Origin of the sequence: Zobellia sp. 1_MG-2023, from assembly GCF_030549125.1 — a bacterium.
In the GTDB taxonomy this organism is placed as follows: Bacteria; Bacteroidota; Bacteroidia; order Flavobacteriales; family Flavobacteriaceae; genus Zobellia; species Zobellia russellii.
In genome coordinates this window covers 145,562-163,076 of the sequence record NZ_JAUOSY010000007.1, presented here as the reverse complement: position 1 = coordinate 163,076, position 17,515 = coordinate 145,562, and the positions used below count along the sequence as shown (strand labels likewise).

Below are 17,515 nucleotides of genomic sequence, written 5' to 3'. Positions count from 1 at the left end.
AATACAAAACAATGTCTAAAAATAGTAAAATAGAGAATAGGGGAGGTGTAATTATTATAATACTCGTGGCCTTATTAGCTGTTATGAAAGTTATTAACAGTAAGTTGGAGGAGAAGATAGCCAGGGCAAATTATAAGCACGTGAGTTATTCCAGTTGGTACAATGCCAAAAGTATCAAACAGATACTAAAAGAGAACCAACGCGATTATTTGGAGTCATTGCGGGGTACGGGACTTGTTGCAGATGATAAACTGGAACAGTTAGATTTTAGAATAGAACTTACAGATGACCTTATCCGAAAATACGAAGAAGAAAAGACCGAGATTCTTTTAGGCTCGGATAATATACCTAGAGAAGCCTGGTCTCAAGACTTGGATGGTGAAATGGGTAAAATTGTAGGTCTGCGGGCCTGGGAGGAAATAGGCCTTACAAACCGCAGCTTGGTGGCCCAAATAGACATAGGAATTTTGTTTCTTCAGATAAGTATCCTATTTGGGGTCTTAGGCCTGATCATTAATGAAAACCGTAGATTGCAAGAGGTTTTCACCGGTTTTATGATCGGTGTAGGTTTTATAGGTCTAGGGGTATGTTTTTACGGATACTACTCCATACTTTAATAATCGGTCTTTTGTAGCGGACTTTTTAAATTCCCTAAAAAAATTTACCACCATTTTTCTTTAGTACAATTATCAAGGGCGTATAACTCGCCTAACTTTGGAAAAGTTGCCTCTAGTTTTTGTTCCTTGGCGGCCTGTTTAAATCTATCTGCGGGTTCTTTCCAATCATGTTGGGCCAAAGCAAACCCGGCCCAGTGTACCGGCATTACTTTTTTAACTTTGGCATCTAGCGCCGCTTGTATGCTTTCTTCCGGGAACATATGTATCTGATGCCATTTTTGGTTGTACTGACCATTTTCCATAAAACCAAAATCAAACGGACCAAGTTTCTCACCTATCTTTTTAAAATGGGAGCCATAGCCACTATCTCCGCTAAACCAGATGTTTTGATTCTTAGATGTAAACGTCCATCCGCCCCAGAGCGATTTGGACCTATCCGTTAATCCCCTGCCCGAAAAATGTCTGCTTGGAGTAAATGTTACTTTTATATCATGGAATGTAGTATTGTCCCACCAATCGAATTCCGTTATCAACTCGGGGTCAATGCCCCAAGTGACCAGATGCCGTTTTACCCCCAATGCTACATAGTATTTTTTGGTTTTGTTTTTTAGTTTTAAGATACTGTCATAGTCTAAATGGTCATAATGGTCATGGCTCAGTACCATCAAGTCTATTTCTGGAAAATCATCAATTAAGCCCAGTGTGTTTTCAGAAAAGCGTTTGGTTTTGAAAGGTGCTATGGGAGACGCGTTGGGTCCTAACATGGGGTCTATTAGAATGGTCTTGGAATTCATTCTCATCAATACTACGGAGTGTCCGTACCATATGTATTTAAATGGTGCGTCATCCAACAGGAAAGATTCTTTATGAAACGAAGCAACAGGCAATGGAGCAGCAGGTTCTCTTTTCTCCGTATCCGTAAATTGTTTGTACAAAAGTTTTGGAACATCCCAAAAGTTAATGGACATACTGGTTTCTTCAAGATTAAGAAACTTGCCATCTTTCCAATTTTCCGATTGGCCGTAACGTTCGGTTAAGTCATTTGTTAATTTACCTCCGAACTGCTTTTTAAAATTTTTCATTTGACTGCTCTCCCTTAGATAAACAAATATAGGAGTTTGTCAAAGGTGCGCAGCGTATTGTAACTGAAAAAGGAAGTGTAAAGTCGTTATATTTTAGCGAAAAGAAGTTTTGAAATTTAGTCTACCATAAAAAGTGCATTGGCAAAAAATAGTTTTCCGTTTTCCCAAAACCCACGAAATAGAGGATTGTCAACAAAATAGATCAATTTTCCCTTACCGTGGGATTCTACCCCAAACACCAAGCTTTCCCCAATTTTCTTTTGGGCATCACTTCCAGCAAAACCAGCAGCAGGTTTGGTGTCTTCTTCCTGCAGATAAACTACTGTGCCTTTGTCCAGGTACTTATAGGCGGCCCCACCTAATTTTAGGCTAAAGTAAGTGTCCTTGTAACCATAGGCCAAAGGGTGGGTTTGGTCTACTTTGGTCTTGAATATAGCCCCTGTAATTTCTTTTCTAATCTGTTCCCGCTGATTATGGTCGTAAACGGGGATGGCAGAGCTGGTGTCTTCTTCGGTTTCCTTTGGTTTCAGTTGCAATTTATCTTCCTTGGCTAGGGCCTTTAAGGCACCACCTAAAGCTAACAACTTTCCTCCATCGCTTATCCAATCTTTTAACTGGCTCATTCTGTTTTCGGTAAGGAAGCTACTGTAATGGCTTCCGTCCGGAAGGATAAGAATATCGTATTGTGAAAGGTTTACATTTTTAAAATAATCCGTATCCAATATGGTAACAGGGTATTTTAACTGTTGTTCAAAAAAATGCCAGATTTCGCCAAAATTCAAAGTGTAAGTAGGTTCTCCCGAGAGGATGGCTACTTTAGGCCGCTTTATAATTTGTACGGAATTGGAGCCAAAGTCTTTACCATCCTCAACAAACCCTGTTGTGGTGGCTTTTAGGGTCTTATTATGGTTGTTGGCAATGGCGGAAAGAGACTTTAAAAAATCAGGATTGTTTTTATTATCGGCTTTGGTAATTAAAAGTGTACCACGGTTGTATTCGGTACCCTCCATTGAAAAAGGATTCTTAGCATGTCTAGCTTTAATGCCGCTATTCAGAAGCTCAGCTAAAAATTGGGCGTCGCTAAAGCTGTTCCATTCTACTATAAATGCGTAAGCTTCCTTGGTGATTTTAGCTTTTTCCGGCGCCGATAATTTCGGTTCACGGGTATCTGCGTTTACTCTGGTTTCCGAAGCTACGGCATCAAGTCCGTATGCATAGGGCAAAGACCAAGCGGTAATATCGTAAGTAAGGGAGTCCGTAAGTTTGGTGTTGGGTTCAAAAAGTACTTTTACAAGTGTAGCCTTTTTTTGTTCGGTGCCAATAACTAAGGTATTTGTATTGGTTTTTATACTACTTACTTTACCTGTACTGTAATTGTAGCCTTTGGCGATTTTATCCGTGGCCCAACCATATTTTATTTCGTGTTGCTCCAATAAATGGGTAAGAGCCTTCAACTTATCCGTATTGCCGTTAAGAACATAACTTTTGTATTTATAGTCTTTAGGGCGATAGAATTTTTTGAATTCCTCGTTTAATCTTGATACGTTTTTAGAGGCAATCTCTAACGTAGACAATCCGGTGGTGTGGTGATGTAGGATTCTGTCCTTTAAGGTAAGGGTGTCACCGGAACCTGTTATGACCCCTAATCCGGCGCTTCCGCTACCACCTTGTTCGTAGGTCATGCCAATACTTCCACTATACGTAGGGTAGGTATCTCCGTAACTAGGATAAAGGAGGTCAAAAATTTCTTTTGTAAAATAAAACCACCCGTTGGCATCAAAATATTTAGCATGGTTCTTCCCCATGGTGGTCTGAAATTCTCTCTGAAAATCCGTAATAACCTCATGAAACGGTTCTGCGGCAGGGGCAAAATAATAAGGGTTGTCTACACCCTGTTCATGAAAATCTACATGTACATGGGGCAGCCATTTATTGTAAGCTTTAATGCGCTGTTGGCTTTCAGTCTGTGTAAGCCATGCCCAATCCCTATTTAAATCAAACATATAATGGTTGGGTCTACCGTTTAGCCAAGGTTCGTGATGCTCCTTACTATTAGGGTCTATGGTATTAGGTGCGTTTTTATATTGATAGTACCAATTTACATAACGTTCCCTGCCATCCGGATTCATACAAGGGTCTATGATAACTATGGTATTCTTTAAATATTCCGTTTTCTTAGTCAGAAGTTCATAGACTGTTTTCATAGAGGCTTCTGTACTTACGCTCTCATTGCCGTGTACATTGTAACTCATCCATACAATGGCCTTTGTGGGGTTCCCTTCACCATCTGTATTTTTTAAGTGTTCTTGGCGGATGTTTTCAATATTTTTTATGTTTTCCGGAGCGGATACATATGCAAGTAACAAAGGTCTTCCCTCATTGGTTTCGCCATAATTCTCTAATTTCACTCTGGCCGGGTCAGTTTGGGCCAGATACTCGTAATAGTCCATTACACGGTGGTGTCTGGTAAACTGTGAGCCCAGTTCATAACCTAAAAAATCAGAGGGCGATTTTATTTCTTGAGGCGAGAGTGTAAGGCAAATACAAAAGGCAAAAACAGATAAGAGAATTTTCATTTGTAAGGTGTTTCCAGAGAATACTACCAAAGCTAATGATTATGGTTAAATAAAGATGCGGTTTCTCCATTAGTGGTATGAAAATTAGGTTGAAGTAATTAACGTATTTTTAGGAAGTCGCATTAGCGAAGAGTTTTATATTTACACCCTTATGGATATTGACTGTTTACCCTTTTACCGGACCGGCTATTTTTCGGAATTTATATGTGATTATCTTGCCCAAGAACCGCAGGTGCGCAACTTTTACAACCGGTTTCCCAACCTAGAGAATTTTAAAGGTCAAATAGCTGAAAAGGCTACAAGTTTTCCCGAAGCCCATAGAGAAGTGCTCTATGAAGCATTACAAAAGCAATACCAGGGGTTTGATGTATCGGAAGAAACCCAAACACACCTAAAAAAACTAAAGGAACCCATTACTTTTACTATAGTTACCGGGCACCAATTAAACCTTTTTACGGGACCGTTATATTTTCTCTATAAGATAGTATCTACCATAAATCTTACAAAGGAGCTTAAAAAAGTATATCCAAAATACAATTTTGTACCTGTGTATTGGATGGCTACGGAAGACCATGATTTTGAGGAAATCAATTATTTTAACTTTCAAGGAAAAAAGTTAAAATGGAATAGAACGGCATCTGGGGCCGTAGGTCACTTGGATACGGAAGGTCTGGATGAAATTTTTGAAGCGTTTTCAAATCAAATAGGGAATAGTACCAATGCCATTGCGTTAAAAGAGCTTTTTAAGAAAGCTTATTTACAGCACGATAATTTAACCAATGCAACACGTTATTTAGCCAATGCACTTTTTGGAAATGAAGGTTTGGTCATTGTAGATGGTGATGATAAGAGCTTAAAAAGTCTTTTAGTGCCTTATGCCGAGAAGGATATTTTTGACCAATTGGCACACCGGAAGGTTTCCGAAACTATAGCGGAATTTGAAGCTTTGGAGCAGAAGTATACCATTCAGGTAAACCCACGTGAAATCAATTATTTTTACCTAAAGGAGGGGCTCAGGGAAAGAATTGTGGAGCAAAACGGGGAATATTTTATAAACGATACAGAAATTCGTTTTACGAAAGAAGAATTACGGAAAGAATTAAAAGCTTACCCGGAACGGTTCTCTCCCAATGTAATTGCAAGACCATTATACCAAGAAGTGATCCTGCCCAATCTATGTTATATAGGTGGAGGAGGGGAAATAGCTTATTGGTTGGAGCTGAAAGCCATGTTCGAGGCCATGCAAGTACCTTTTCCTATTTTGTTGCTGAGAAATTCGGCATTGGTGATAACTGAAAAGCAAACGGAAAAGTTGGCTAAAATGAACCTTGCCGTAAAAGACCTGTTTTTAAAACAAAGTAGCTTCATTAACAAGAAAATCAGGGAAATATCTAATATTGATATTGACTTTGCCCCTCAAAAACAACTGTTAGAGGAGCAATTTAAGGCGTTATATGATTTAGCAGAGCAGACCGATGCTTCTTTCTTGGGAGCCGTAAAGGCCCAGGAAGTAAAGCAAAAGAAAGGTCTGGACCATCTTGAAAAAAGGTTGCTGCAGGCTCAAAAACGAAAACTCAAAGATCACGTGCTTCGCATGACAGAAATTCAGAACGAACTTTTTCCGAATAAGTCTTTACAGGAGCGAAACGTAAATTTCTCCGAGCTTTATTTGGAGTTAGGAGAAAGTCTAGTGCCTATGCTTTTGGATACCTTAAAGCCACTTCAACAAGAGTTCACAGTAGTAAAAGTATAGTTGGCAGTACAAGTTAAGGGGTCAAAAACTCCCCTTCCCAAGATGCATCGGTTTTGGAAAAAAGCACCCTAATATGGTTGGGTCGCTTTAATTTTAGGTACTCAATAGTGTCAGGTACTATTTCAATAGCGCAAAAATGGTTGCGGTCATCTAAATATGTAATGGTATCCGGTGCTTTTATAATACTCCCGGGGGCCACTTGGGTAGTGTAGTCTTTTTTATTGCTGTCCGGAACAGCACTCCAGTATTCTTTTAGTATTTCAGGTTTAGTAATTTTTGATGCTTTTCCTTTTATGACAATCTGCAAAAGATTTTCAGGATGATAGAATAATAAACTTACATCTGCTTTATTCTCAATATCCTTAACTTTTTGGGAACGCTTATCCGTATAGAATACAAGGCTTAGGTTGTCATTAAAATGTCTAAAGACCACTGTACGTTGACTTGGAGTCCCAGATTTGCCCATGGTGGCCAATGTAAAAAACCGAAAAGGATGTCTTCTTTCTGCAATTCCCTTTTTTATTTCGCTTAGGGTTTCATCCCAAAAAATAGAAGTCATTTATATGCTTTTAAATAAAAGTAGAAAAAACTTTTAAAAACGGGTAGGGTATTTGTCAAGTAGAGTGTTATTAGTAAAAATGCTATGAAAACGATTTTTAATTAAACCGTTTCATGTGTTTAGGTTGGTTTTTTTGATTTTGATGAAAAGTCCGGGTTTGGTATCCCGGACTTTTACTTTTTTAAGGATTTCCGTTCAATTCATATTCAATCACCTTTTCAGTAAGTTGATATCCCGCAAAGACGCCTACCCCGTTTTTTCCTTCAATATTGTTAGCCATGATGCTGTACTCAACAAAAGGATTACCATCATTATAATCGTTTAGATAAGTGGCTCGGCGGTTCAAATAAAGCATTTCTTCTACATTAGCCACTTGTAAGGTTATTTTGGCGGTAGTTGAATTTTCAACGTCGTAATTGGTGATAATGGTATTAGCACTAAGAGTTCCCCCATCTCCGATAACATCTGTTAAAAAACTGCTTAGTTCAAAATCTATTATGTAAGGGTAGGTCTCTCCTTCGTACGTCTCTTCGGCTATTGCTCCTATTATGTAATAGTTTTTTGAGCCGCTAATATCTTGAAAAGCAATATCCAGATTATAATCTTGGTAGAATTCGTTTTTTTCTCCCGCGGTTATTTTTTCCGTAATGGGCTCAATCTTTTTGGGAATGGTACAGGATGAGGTAAATTCTTGGTTGTTAGCGGAAACCCTTAAAAAATAAGTTGCCTCTCCTTTAATATCAAATTCGGAAGCATCTACCTGATAATTTCTACTTTCCGGATTATAGGTAAGTTGAATTTCATTGTCATCTTCATCACTAATGAGAACGGTTGCATCCTTTATGATGAATGGGTCTGTGTTTGACCCGTAGCCCATGTCATCCACATGGTCATATATAGGGGTTCCTACGGCAGGAACCGCTGTTGAAACATGAACGGTAAGCACAGTATCGGTAGGGGATAAATATCCAATAATATAGGTGCCGTCGTCTACATTGAGCAACTCATCTGCATCTACAGGGTCTTGGCACGCGCTACACAGCAGAACTAACATTAAACTTATCTGAATGTATTTGCTCATGGTTAAAATTTAAAGGTGTAATTAATAGAAGGTATCAATATGAGTACGGAGGTCCGGGTCAGTTGCTTTTCTTCCGGAGCATCTGGGTTGTAAAAATCGTAATCCTTATTCTCAATGGTGTATATAAACGGATTTTTACGGGCATAGGCGTTGTAGAGCGAAAGTCCCCAAGTACGTTCTCTGTTCTTCTTTTTCTTTTTATGGAATTGAACGCCCAAATCTAACCTATGACTGGTTTCACCTCGAAAATTGTTTCGTTGTGTGGTGAAATTTTCCATTCCCGAATAGTTATAATACGTTGGATAATTGGCAACCGGGAAATTTACCGGTTCCGCAACATGCTGTTGGTTGGGCAAGGTGTAATTGTTGCCGGTAGAAAGTACCCATGTACCCGATAAGGTTATTTTTTCGCTTGGTTTGTAAATACCTACTAGTGATATATCATGCCTGCGATCATAGCGATCATAGAACTTCTTACCTAGATTCAATTCATCAAATTGTCTTTCGGACCATGCTAAAGTATAGCCTAGCCAGCCCGTAAAGGGGCCTGTTTGCTTTCTAAAAAGTATTTCGGCACCGTAGGCCCATCCTTTTCCAGAGGTAATATTTTCTTCCCAATTGGTATTCTTTCCACTTTCAAAATCGTCAATTGCTAGAAAAGAGGCTCCTTCTTTATAGGCAATGACATCATCTAAGGTCTTGTAATAGCCTTCTAAGCTTATGGAGTAATCTTTGTCAAAGAAATCCTTTGCGACACCTACAGCGAACTGCTGGGAGGTTTGTGGTTTTATATTGTCCGTAGATGAGACCCATAAATCCGTTGGTAGGCCTATGCCGGAACTGGACAGTAGGTGAATATACTGGTTCATCCGGGAATAAGAGGCCTTAAAGGCCAGGTCGGTTTTCATGTTATAGGATAATGCCAGCCGGGGTTCAGGGTTTACATAGTGTTTATCCTTATAATTGAAATAGCTAAGTCTAAGGCCGGGAGACAGACTCAATTTATCCGTCAATTTCCAGTCGTCTTCGGCATAGATGGCACCTTCAAAGGAATTTAGTTCTTGTTCTTTATCTATATCCGGGTTAAATTCATCTTTTAGCAATAACCGCTGTGGTGTAAAGTTGTGCATGGTTGCGTTGGCACCAAACCGGATTGTATGCTGGTTGTTCGGATAATAGTCAAAATCAGTCTTTAAGGTATAGTCATTAATACCCGAACTGCTTTTAAACAGGTATTGTTGGTCATCAAAATCTTCCTCAATTGATATTTTAAACTTGTAGTTACTGAAAATCAGTGAGGTGTTAGAGAAAAGTTTATTGTTAAACTGGTGGTTCCAACGAAGGGTAGAGGTGATATTTCCCCATTGCAACCTTGATTTGTCTCTGTTTCCATCATCATAAACACTATTGTCATAGAATTTATCCTGTCCCAAGTAGTTGCTCCAGAACAATTTGTCTTTTGGACTAAAAATATGATGAATCTTAAAATTGAAATCGGTAAAGTAATACCCCGTTCTATTGCCTTTTTTACTATCTATAAAGGGCCGTGCCATAATATCTGCATAAGTACGGCGCCCGCTGGCAATGAAAGAAGTCTTACCTTTATTAATAGGGCCTTCAAGTAATGCGGATGAGGAGATAAGCCCAATGTTAACCTTGCCTGAAAGTTTTTCTTTGTTCCCATCTTTCATATCCAATTTAATGACGGAGGAGAGTCGGCCACCAAAACGGGCGGGGAAACCACCTTTAAAAGCTTCTACGGATTTAATGGCATCACCGTTAAAGACCGAGAAAAATCCAAAAAGGTGATTGGAGTTGTAGACCACCGCATCATCCAAGATAATAAGGTTTTGATCCGGTGTGCCCCCGCGAACAAAGAAACCGGAACTTCCTTCGGAACCTCCTTGAATTCCGGGCATGAGCTGTAAGGTCTTCATTACGTCTTTTTCACCCAATAGTGCAGGTATATCCTGAATATCCGCAGGATTGATCTGTACTTTACTCATTTGGGTGACCTTGCTTTCTTTTATGCTCTCATCTGCCGTCACAACAACTTCATCCAGATTTTGGGTAGAAGGTTTTAGCGTAACGGATAGAATTTTGTCCTCCGTTAAATTAATTTGTCGTTTTTCATTTCCGTAACCAATGTATGAAATGATGACTTCATGGTTTCCTTCGGGTAGGGTCAATGAGAAAAAACCATAGTCATTTGTGGTGGTGCCCAATTTTAATTCAGGAACATAAACGGATACCCCCAATAGATGTTCCCCACTTCCACTTTCTGTAACATATCCGCTAACGATATATTTTTCATCCGCTTGATCGGGGGTAAAAAAGTTGTCTTTGAAAATAAAAGGTGTTCTGGAATTTTTTTGAATTCCCTTTTCTATCTCGCAAGGGAGTCTACTCATTTTTGAATGTCCTTGTTGAAATAGAGCAAGAAAAAATGAGGTGCAACAGATGGCTTTTTTCAAGATGTGTTCGTTTTTTGATTGATGTAATTACTGCTTTTGTGCACTGATGAAATGTTTTTATAGCAGTAAATTCTTACGCAAGAAAGTTATAATCTTTAAAGCATGCTGTTAACAAAAAGATAAATAAAATGAACATCAAGAGAGGTCAAAAATGGTTTTTGGTTTTTTCTGCGTCCGAAACCCAATCGGCCAAGATTACCACGTAAAATAGCTAAAAAAGGTTAATTTTAACATAATTTAACACTTTGTAGGAATTAATTTAATTTATTTAAAACCAGTGTTTTAAATTATTTGTAATGAAGTGTTGATTTCGATTTTTGTATTTTCTTTGAAATCGCTCTTTTTTGAGCGAAATCCTTGGAAATTTTTGTGAAAAAATTGAAAAATGAACGTTGAGATGGACTTTTGGGTATTGTGAAAAATTTAGCTTTTGATGAATCTTTTGGGTGGGTATTTTTTGAATTGTAAGAATTTTAATTTTCAATTTGGCTTACTCCCTACTGTTGTGATTCTGTTATTTGGGGCGATTGTTAAAAAACCGATTATAAATATGTAAAAAGAGTCTTTTTGGGAGAATGGAATTTGCTATTTTTGGCCATGCAAAACAACGTCCTTATACTCGATTTCGGTTCTCAGTACACACAACTCATCGCTAGAAGGGTTAGAGAACTCAACATTTTTTGTGAAATAAAGCCGTATAACAAGCCACCGGAGGACTTATCCTCTTATAAGGCGGTAATCCTGTCGGGTTCCCCTTTCTCGGTACGGGCCGATGATGCTCCGCATCCGGACCTGTCCGAAATCAAAGGCAAGAAACCTTTATTGGCGGTTTGTTATGGAGCGCAATACTTGGCTCACTTTGGTGGCGGCAATGTGGCGCCTTCCAATACTAGGGAATATGGTCGTGCAAATCTGTCCTATATTAAATCTGGCGAAGCGTTTTTTGAAGGTGTTTTGGAAGGTAGTCAAGTCTGGATGAGCCATAGTGATACCATACAAGAACTTCCTGAAAACGGAGTAGTTTTGGCAAGTACACATGATGTTGAACGTGCTGCGTATAAGATTGAAAACGAGGATACTTATGCTATTCAATTTCACCCAGAGGTTTATCACTCTACAGATGGAAAAAAAATACTGGAAAACTTCTTGGTAAACATCGCTGGAGTGGAACAAACTTGGACGCCGGATGCGTTTGTTGATTTGACCGTGGCAGAGCTAAAACAGAAAATAGGTAACGATAAAGTTGTGCTCGGTTTGTCCGGTGGAGTAGATTCTACGGTTGCAGCTGTGTTACTCCATAAGGCTATTGGAAAGAATCTTTATTGCATTTTCGTGAATAACGGTCTTTTAAGAAAGAACGAGTTTCAGGACGTACTTGATCAGTACGAGCATATGGGGCTTAATGTAAAAGGAGTTGATGCTTCGGCACGCTTTTTGGATGCCCTTGCCGGAGAAAGTGACCCGGAGAAGAAAAGAAAGATAATAGGAAAGGTGTTTATAGATGTTTTTGATGATGAGGCGCACCTAGTGCAGGATGTAAAGTGGTTGGCACAAGGCACTATTTATCCAGATGTAATTGAGTCGGTTTCTGCTACCGGAGGTCCATCGGCAACAATTAAAAGTCACCATAATGTAGGTGGTTTGCCGGATTTTATGAAGCTAAAAGTGGTAGAGCCTTTAAAAATGTTGTTCAAGGATGAGGTTAGGCGCGTAGGTAAGAGTATGGCCATAGGTGATGAGCGCTTGGGAAGACATCCTTTTCCTGGTCCTGGACTAGCAATTCGTATTTTGGGTGACATTACGCCGGAAAAGGTGTCTATACTACAGGAGGTGGATCATATCTTTATACAGGGATTGCGTGATTGGGGCCTTTATGATAAGGTTTGGCAGGCCGGAGCAATGCTTTTGCCCGTAAATAGTGTAGGGGTTATGGGAGATGAGCGTACTTACGAAAAATGCGTAGCTTTGCGAGCTGTAGAAAGTACCGATGGTATGACCGCCGATTGGGTGAATTTACCCTACGAATTCTTGCAAAAGACATCAAACGATATTATCAACAAAGTGCCGGGCGTTAACAGGGTTGTGTACGACATAAGTTCTAAGCCGCCGGCAACCATTGAATGGGAATAAATATGAATCAGTTTTTTAAAGTAGGTCTAACATTAGTATTGTTCGTTTTTGTGGGGTGCAAAGCTTCTGCACAGAAGTTTACCACGCATGCCGTAAAGAAGGGTGAGACCTTGGAGGGTATAGCAAAACAGTATAGATTGGATACTGAAACCATACTTAAATTAAACAAAGAGGTAAAACGCGGTGATGAGCTGAGGGCTAATACAATATTGGTTATTCCTAAGGATAGTAAAGCCAAGGAAGTTGCCTCTCAATCTACAAGAAAAGTAGAGCCCGCATCCGTGAAAAAAGATGAGGGCGAAGAGCAAGAAGAGCCTATTGGATTTACATCGTACCGAGTAAAGAAAAAGGAAACATTGTACAGTATTGCGAAACGGTTTCACATTACCGAAGAAGCAATTAAGAAATACAATCCAGAATTGTACTCTTCGCAACTAAAAAGAAAAATGACATTGAAGATTCCGAAATACCGCAGGGTAAAACCGGAAGACGAGATTGTTGTTAACGAAGATGATTTTGAAATCTATGAGGTTGCTCCCAAAGAAACCAGATGGAGTATTGCTTATAAGTATGGAATTACTGTAGATAGTATGGTGGTCTTAAATCCTGAGTTGTCAAAATCCAATGACTACTTAGCCGTAGGGCAAGAATTAAAATTGCCAAAGATTGCGGGAAGCACTGTAGATAACCAGCAAACAGAACTGTATACTTCGTACACGGTTCCTCCTAAAATGAATTTCTTTCAGTTAGAGCAGAAATTTGGAGTAAAATCGGATGATATCGTTCGCTTGAATCCTGAAATTACAGAAAGAGGTGGCTTAAAAGAAGGTATGGTAATTCGTATTCCGCAGAAAAAAGCGGATAGCGGAGCCATTAATACGGAGAACTTTAATTTTTATGAGGTAAAGCCAAAACAAACCGAATTCTCACTTACTCGTAAATTCGGTATAAGTTATAAAGAACTTTTAGCATTGAATCCGGATTTGTCCCAAGGGTTAAAAGCAGGTATGATACTAAAATTGCCTAAAGAACAGGAAGGTAATTTTGAGGTTCGTAATTCATTGGTGTTGGATAAAATCAATCTTGTGGATAGTGTTAACACGCAGAACAAGCCAAAGTTGATGTTTCTTTTGCCTTTCCGATTGGATAAGTTGGACTTAAGTGATAAAAACCGCGTAGCTAATATCATAGATAAAAGAAATAGTCTTAAGTATAGTTTGGGGCTTTACTCGGGGGCATTGGTAGCAATTGATTCTATTGCAGATTTAGGAATTTCAGTAGATGTTAAAACTTTTGATAATCAACTGAGCTTGGCAAGAACCAAAGAAATCCTTCAAGGAGAGAATCTTTCCGGGTACGGTGCAATTGTAGGTCCGTTGGATATGCCTTCCTTGAAAGAGACTGCGGTAAGGGCTAGTGGTAAACAAGTTCCTCTTGTAGCGCCTATTCCCGCTAAGAGCGATTTAAGTTTGTCCAATGTTTTCTTTTCTTATACTTCTGAGAAGGTGCTACGTGACCGTCTGATAAGCTATGTACAGGAAAAGCGCACTGCTGAGCAGCATATTATCATTATTGCAGATGACAAGAACAAAGCTGTGCAAAAACAACTGTTAGCAAGCTTTCCCGGTGCCGATACATTAAAAGTGGCCCAAGAGGAAAAGAACATCGGCATTAACATAGAAAAGTTAACGGAGCTTCTTTCTGAAGATTCGGATAACTGGGTTTTTGTAGAGACCGATAATTTCAAATTGGTTTCAAGTGTAAGTTCTATATTAAACTCTAGGAATACAGAGGATATAAAAGTGCGCATGTTCACTACAAATAAAAACAATGCTTTTGATAACGAGGTAATCAGTAATGCCCACTTATCAAATTTACATTTCACCTACCCATCCGTGTATAAAACAGCTTCAAACGATTCATTTTCTAAACGATATGAAAAACGATTTGGAAGTACTCCGGATAGATATGCCGTACGTGGTTTTGATATTACGTATGACCTTCTATTGAAGCTGGCGTACAAGAATAATTTAATGGAAGCTTCCAAGGTTATTGGTGAAACGGAGTATTCCGGTAGTAAGTTTGATTATGAAAAGCATGGAGCTTCTGGTTACTTTAATCAATCATCCTACGTTTTAATGTTTGAGGACCTTCGGATAAAAGAGGCGGAGTAAGTTTAGAAATCAGTAAAAATTATTTCTTTTTTGAATCAGGTAGTACTAACTTAGGGTTTACGAATAGAACAATAAATTCTAAACCCAATTTAGTATGACTTCAAAAGTAACCTACAACGGAGAATTAAGAACCACTTGTGAACATGTGCGCTCCGGTAACACTTTCATTACGGACGCTCCCGTAGATAATAATGGTCTGGGACAGGCTTTTTCACCAACTGATACAGTAGCTACCGGGTTGGGGAGCTGCATGGTTACTATGATGGGGATAAAGGCCAAAGGACTAGGGGTAAAGTTGGATGGTTCTACGGTGGAAATCAAGAAGCACATGGCTGCCGGACCAAGACGTATCTCTAAAATTGAAGCCAAACTCATTTTACCTTCGGATGTTTCGGAGAAGGATAGAAAAATCTTGGAGCATACGGCAATGACGTGCCCCGTGCACTACAGTTTGCATCCGGATATAGAAAAGGTAATCACATTTCATTGGGAGCTCTAAAAAACAGCCTTTGGGCCTTTTGCTTGTTGGTGACCGGTATGGTTTTTTCCCAAGAGGAAGAAATCATGGTTTGGGATGCGGACAGAAAACTGCAATGGTCCGATTTTAAGGGCAGTTATTTTAAAACCGAATGGGCCGCAGCAACAACGGCCAGCGGTATTAGTTACTCGTTTTCATCTTTTAAGAAAAATGGGCAGCTCTATTTGGATTTTGTAGTGCAGAGCGAATTTTACCCCAATAAATCATGGTATCGCCCGGAATTATGCGATTCAATTATTTTAAGCCATGAGCAGTTACATTTTGATATATCCGAGCTCTATGCTAGGAAAATGCGGGAGCGGTTGGCCAAGACTCAATTTACAATGGATGCCAAGGCGGAAGTGAGGGCTATATATAAATCTATTTTAAAAGAGCTAAGCAACTTTCAGAACAAATACGATAGGGAGACCAATTTTTCCAGAGACTTGCAAAAGCAGTTGCTCTGGAACCAAGAAATTAAAGCTGCACTTAAAGAAGAAAAGCCTTCTCAGAATTAAATTCTAAGAAGGCTTTTAATATTTTATTTCTAGGCTGTTAGAACCTAAAAGAAGCTCCTAGTGTTAGGAAGGCAGCACCATAACCCGCTTCTGCAAAACCGGCAATACTGTCTGTAAAGTACCAACGACCACCAACAAAAGCGGTTGCGCCAGGTCTGCTATTTAGGTCGTTAAAATCATCACCGTTATAAATACGCATAGATATCATAGCCCCACCGTATACATCCAGGTTATCAATATCAAAACCGGTATAGTGATAGGCGCCACGAGCTCCTATGACCGTATAGGACCAGCTATAGTCCGCATTGTTGAAGTTGCTGTCATAGGTGAACTTTTTGTAACCAAGGTATCCACCAAGACTAACAACACCGGGGCCAGGAACATCCCAAACGCCTCTTTCGTAGCTAGCACTGAATACGGGACTTTGTGTAGAAGTGTCGTATCCGCCGTAATATCCTCCTAAGCCAAGACCTACGTTAATTACGTTTGAGCCTACTTCAAATTCCTGGGCGGATGCAAGCTGCACTACAAACGTAAAGGCAGCTAATAGTGTAAGTGTTTTTTTCATTGTAATAGTGTTTAGTGTAACGTTGTTATTTAGAATAAAATTCCCGGTAAAATTACGTACATATTTTTTAATTGGTTTCTTTTGACTTGTGAATTCGGTATAGAACACCATTTTATTTATAGGTTGCAAAAGCATGTTTTTTCTTTATATAGGAGCTATTCCCATGTAATAGTGCCGTTCATGGTCAAAGTTACTTTCGTTTCGGTATTAACAACTGTGGTTTCATTAAAAACCATTTCCTTTTTATCAAAATCTATATTGTAGTCGGCGCCGCAATAAATAAAGTTTCCGCTGCTAGGTACGGAACATCCAAAGCGGTATTCTTCACCGTTAATAAAAATGACCATAGAGATATCTTTTTCTGCAGAAGTAGTTCCACCGGCATTAAGGTCGTCTCCACCTATAAGAACAAAGCCTTTGTCAAGGTTTTTAGGTTCTGGTCCTTCTTCTGTAATTGGAGTGTTTTCGTCCGTTAAAATCACTGATTTTTCCGTGCCTGTCAAATCTGCACGACCAACGGCAATGTGTCCAACAACGAGCTCAGTGCCAACATCAGAGGTTTCATCACCGGACAATTCTATAGTACCAAAATTGTTAGTTGTTTCTTCTTCTTCTTCTTCTTCTTCTTCTTCTTCTTCTTCTTCTTCTTCTTCTTCTTCTTCTTCTTGCGGACTTTCTTCCACTTCCTCTTCTTCGTTGGTTTCCTCTTCTTGTTCCTCTTCGGTGGTGCTCTCGTTCTCTTCTTCTGTAACCGGGTCTTCTTCGCTTTGCTCTTTTGGAACGGGAGGGTCTATGGTTGAATTATCTTCGGAACAGGATATGGTGGTGCTCAGTAGGAGTATAAGTGTGTATATGGATACTATTTTCGGTAAATTCATTGTTCGCGATGTTTAGATATTTGCGTTTTTAGTTTTGGAGTTATGTCCAGGTTACTGTGCCGTTCATGGTCAAGACAGAATTTGTTTTAGTATTGACAACTTTTGTTTCTAAAAATTGAATTTCCTTTTTTTTCAAGTCGATGAGGTAACTGGTCGTTTGCTGTAACTTGTTGTTGGAAATGGGTGGGGGAGTGGTGTATTTGTACGCTACCCCCTCCATTGTGATATTTACGGACAAGGAGCTGAAAGAACTGTTGGCAGATGTTGTTCTTAGGTCTAGGCCAGTGATCAGAAAATAGTTTTGACAATCTTTGGGCTTAGGGCCGTATTCATTTATTTTGGTGTGGATATCTGTAAGTAAGATGGTTTTTCCAATAGCGGAGCTGCCTACGGCAAGGTTTCCGATTTTTAAGGACGTTCCCAAATTTGGGGTCTCTTTTCCGAACAATCGTATCACTCCTGAAGTACTACAGGTGTCCTTTTTGTTTTTTCTCTTGCTTAAGTACTTGCTTTTTGGGACGGATAGATTTAGACCCAGTAGCAGCAGATTAGTGCGGTAATGGTTCAGGTTTATTGCATTCATTTAGA

Annotated in this window: 14 protein-coding genes; 6 read left to right on the top strand and 8 right to left on the bottom strand. The window is 39.3% G+C overall.

What is annotated here, in order from left to right; genetic code table 11:
- The first annotated feature begins 11 nt into the window (after positions 1-11).
- Positions 12-617: a DUF4337 family protein gene (locus tag Q4597_RS15150; RefSeq protein WP_289040898.1), complete on the top strand. Its 606-nt coding sequence runs from the start codon at positions 12-14 to the stop codon at positions 615-617.
- A gap of 44 nt (positions 618-661) precedes the next feature.
- Here the strand turns inward: Q4597_RS15150 and Q4597_RS15145 are convergent, their stop codons facing one another.
- Together Q4597_RS15145 and Q4597_RS15140 are read right to left on the bottom strand one after the other, a co-directional pair.
- Positions 662-1,699 (bottom strand): MBL fold metallo-hydrolase, encoded by a 1,038-nt coding sequence (locus Q4597_RS15145; protein ID WP_303406904.1) that lies wholly within the window; start codon positions 1,697-1,699, stop codon positions 662-664.
- Between the two features lie 116 nt (positions 1,700-1,815).
- A complete protein-coding gene (locus Q4597_RS15140; protein ID WP_303406902.1) occupies positions 1,816-4,275 on the bottom strand; it encodes a M14 metallopeptidase family protein in 2,460 nt (819 codons plus the stop codon).
- A gap of 151 nt (positions 4,276-4,426) precedes the next feature.
- Here Q4597_RS15140 and bshC point away from each other — a divergent pair, with 151 nt between their 5' ends.
- Positions 4,427-6,028 (top strand): bacillithiol biosynthesis cysteine-adding enzyme BshC, encoded by a 1,602-nt coding sequence (gene bshC, locus Q4597_RS15135; protein WP_303406900.1) that lies wholly within the window; start codon positions 4,427-4,429, stop codon positions 6,026-6,028.
- A 13-nt stretch (positions 6,029-6,041) separates the two neighbouring features.
- Here the strand turns inward: bshC and Q4597_RS15130 are convergent, their stop codons facing one another.
- From Q4597_RS15130 to Q4597_RS15120, 3 genes are all read right to left on the bottom strand, one after another.
- Positions 6,042-6,587 carry a pyridoxamine 5'-phosphate oxidase family protein gene (locus Q4597_RS15130; protein WP_303406898.1) on the bottom strand — a complete coding sequence of 182 codons (546 nt, stop codon included), beginning with the start codon at positions 6,585-6,587 and terminating at the stop codon, positions 6,042-6,044.
- A 181-nt stretch (positions 6,588-6,768) separates the two neighbouring features.
- Entirely contained in the window at positions 6,769-7,668 is a 900-nt protein-coding gene (locus Q4597_RS15125) for a DUF4249 family protein (protein WP_303406896.1), read from the bottom strand.
- 2 nt (positions 7,669-7,670) lie between these two features.
- The gene (locus Q4597_RS15120; protein WP_303406894.1) at positions 7,671-10,079 is read right to left on the bottom strand and encodes a TonB-dependent receptor domain-containing protein; all 2,409 of its coding nucleotides are present in this window, start codon (positions 10,077-10,079) and stop codon (positions 7,671-7,673) included.
- A gap of 660 nt (positions 10,080-10,739) precedes the next feature.
- Here Q4597_RS15120 and guaA point away from each other — a divergent pair.
- The 4 genes from guaA to Q4597_RS15100 all read left to right on the top strand — a co-directional run bounded on the left by guaA (position 10,740) and on the right by Q4597_RS15100 (position 15,481).
- Complete coding sequence (guaA, locus tag Q4597_RS15115; protein ID WP_215912486.1) at positions 10,740-12,272, top strand: glutamine-hydrolyzing GMP synthase; 1,533 nt, start codon at positions 10,740-10,742, stop codon at positions 12,270-12,272.
- A 2-nt stretch (positions 12,273-12,274) separates the two neighbouring features.
- Entirely contained in the window at positions 12,275-14,446 is a 2,172-nt protein-coding gene (locus tag Q4597_RS15110; RefSeq protein WP_303406893.1) for a LysM peptidoglycan-binding domain-containing protein, read from the top strand.
- 94 nt (positions 14,447-14,540) lie between these two features.
- Entirely contained in the window at positions 14,541-14,945 is a 405-nt protein-coding gene (locus tag Q4597_RS15105) for an OsmC family protein (protein ID WP_215440972.1), read from the top strand.
- Positions 14,933-15,481 carry a DUF922 domain-containing protein gene (locus tag Q4597_RS15100; protein WP_246560691.1) on the top strand — a complete coding sequence of 183 codons (549 nt, stop codon included), beginning with the start codon at positions 14,933-14,935 and terminating at the stop codon, positions 15,479-15,481. The genes Q4597_RS15105 and Q4597_RS15100 overlap by 13 nt, the downstream gene beginning before the upstream one ends.
- A gap of 37 nt (positions 15,482-15,518) precedes the next feature.
- On the opposite strand, the gene Q4597_RS15095 is transcribed toward Q4597_RS15100, so the two are convergent.
- The 3 genes from Q4597_RS15095 to Q4597_RS15085 form a co-directional block, all read right to left on the bottom strand.
- Complete coding sequence (locus Q4597_RS15095; protein WP_215440970.1) at positions 15,519-16,049, bottom strand: hypothetical protein; 531 nt, start codon at positions 16,047-16,049, stop codon at positions 15,519-15,521.
- 155 nt (positions 16,050-16,204) lie between these two features.
- Complete coding sequence (locus tag Q4597_RS15090; RefSeq protein ID WP_303406892.1) at positions 16,205-16,927, bottom strand: hypothetical protein; 723 nt, start codon at positions 16,925-16,927, stop codon at positions 16,205-16,207.
- A 40-nt stretch (positions 16,928-16,967) separates the two neighbouring features.
- Complete coding sequence (locus Q4597_RS15085; RefSeq protein WP_303406891.1) at positions 16,968-17,510, bottom strand: hypothetical protein; 543 nt, start codon at positions 17,508-17,510, stop codon at positions 16,968-16,970.
- Positions 17,511-17,515 lie beyond the last annotated feature (5 nt).

Bases quoted from the DNA above. Each gene is read 5' to 3' on its own strand.
- Q4597_RS15150 (WP_289040898.1), top strand. From the start codon at position 12: ATGTCTAAAAATAGTAAAATAGAGAATAGGGGAGGTGTAATTATTATA.
- Q4597_RS15145 (WP_303406904.1), bottom strand. From the start codon at position 1,699: ATGAAAAATTTTAAAAAGCAGTTCGGAGGTAAATTAACAAATGACTTA.
- Q4597_RS15140 (WP_303406902.1), bottom strand. From the start codon at position 4,275: ATGAAAATTCTCTTATCTGTTTTTGCCTTTTGTATTTGCCTTACACTC.
- bshC (WP_303406900.1), top strand. From the start codon at position 4,427: ATGGATATTGACTGTTTACCCTTTTACCGGACCGGCTATTTTTCGGAA.
- Q4597_RS15130 (WP_303406898.1), bottom strand. From the start codon at position 6,587: ATGACTTCTATTTTTTGGGATGAAACCCTAAGCGAAATAAAAAAGGGA.
- Q4597_RS15125 (WP_303406896.1), bottom strand. From the start codon at position 7,668: ATGAGCAAATACATTCAGATAAGTTTAATGTTAGTTCTGCTGTGTAGC.
- Q4597_RS15120 (WP_303406894.1), bottom strand. From the start codon at position 10,079: ATGAGTAGACTCCCTTGCGAGATAGAAAAGGGAATTCAAAAAAATTCC.
- guaA (WP_215912486.1), top strand. From the start codon at position 10,740: ATGCAAAACAACGTCCTTATACTCGATTTCGGTTCTCAGTACACACAA.
- Q4597_RS15110 (WP_303406893.1), top strand. From the start codon at position 12,275: ATGAATCAGTTTTTTAAAGTAGGTCTAACATTAGTATTGTTCGTTTTT.
- Q4597_RS15105 (WP_215440972.1), top strand. From the start codon at position 14,541: ATGACTTCAAAAGTAACCTACAACGGAGAATTAAGAACCACTTGTGAA.
- Q4597_RS15095 (WP_215440970.1), bottom strand. From the start codon at position 16,049: ATGAAAAAAACACTTACACTATTAGCTGCCTTTACGTTTGTAGTGCAG.
- Q4597_RS15090 (WP_303406892.1), bottom strand. From the start codon at position 16,927: ATGAATTTACCGAAAATAGTATCCATATACACACTTATACTCCTACTG.
- Q4597_RS15085 (WP_303406891.1), bottom strand. From the start codon at position 17,510: ATGAATGCAATAAACCTGAACCATTACCGCACTAATCTGCTGCTACTG.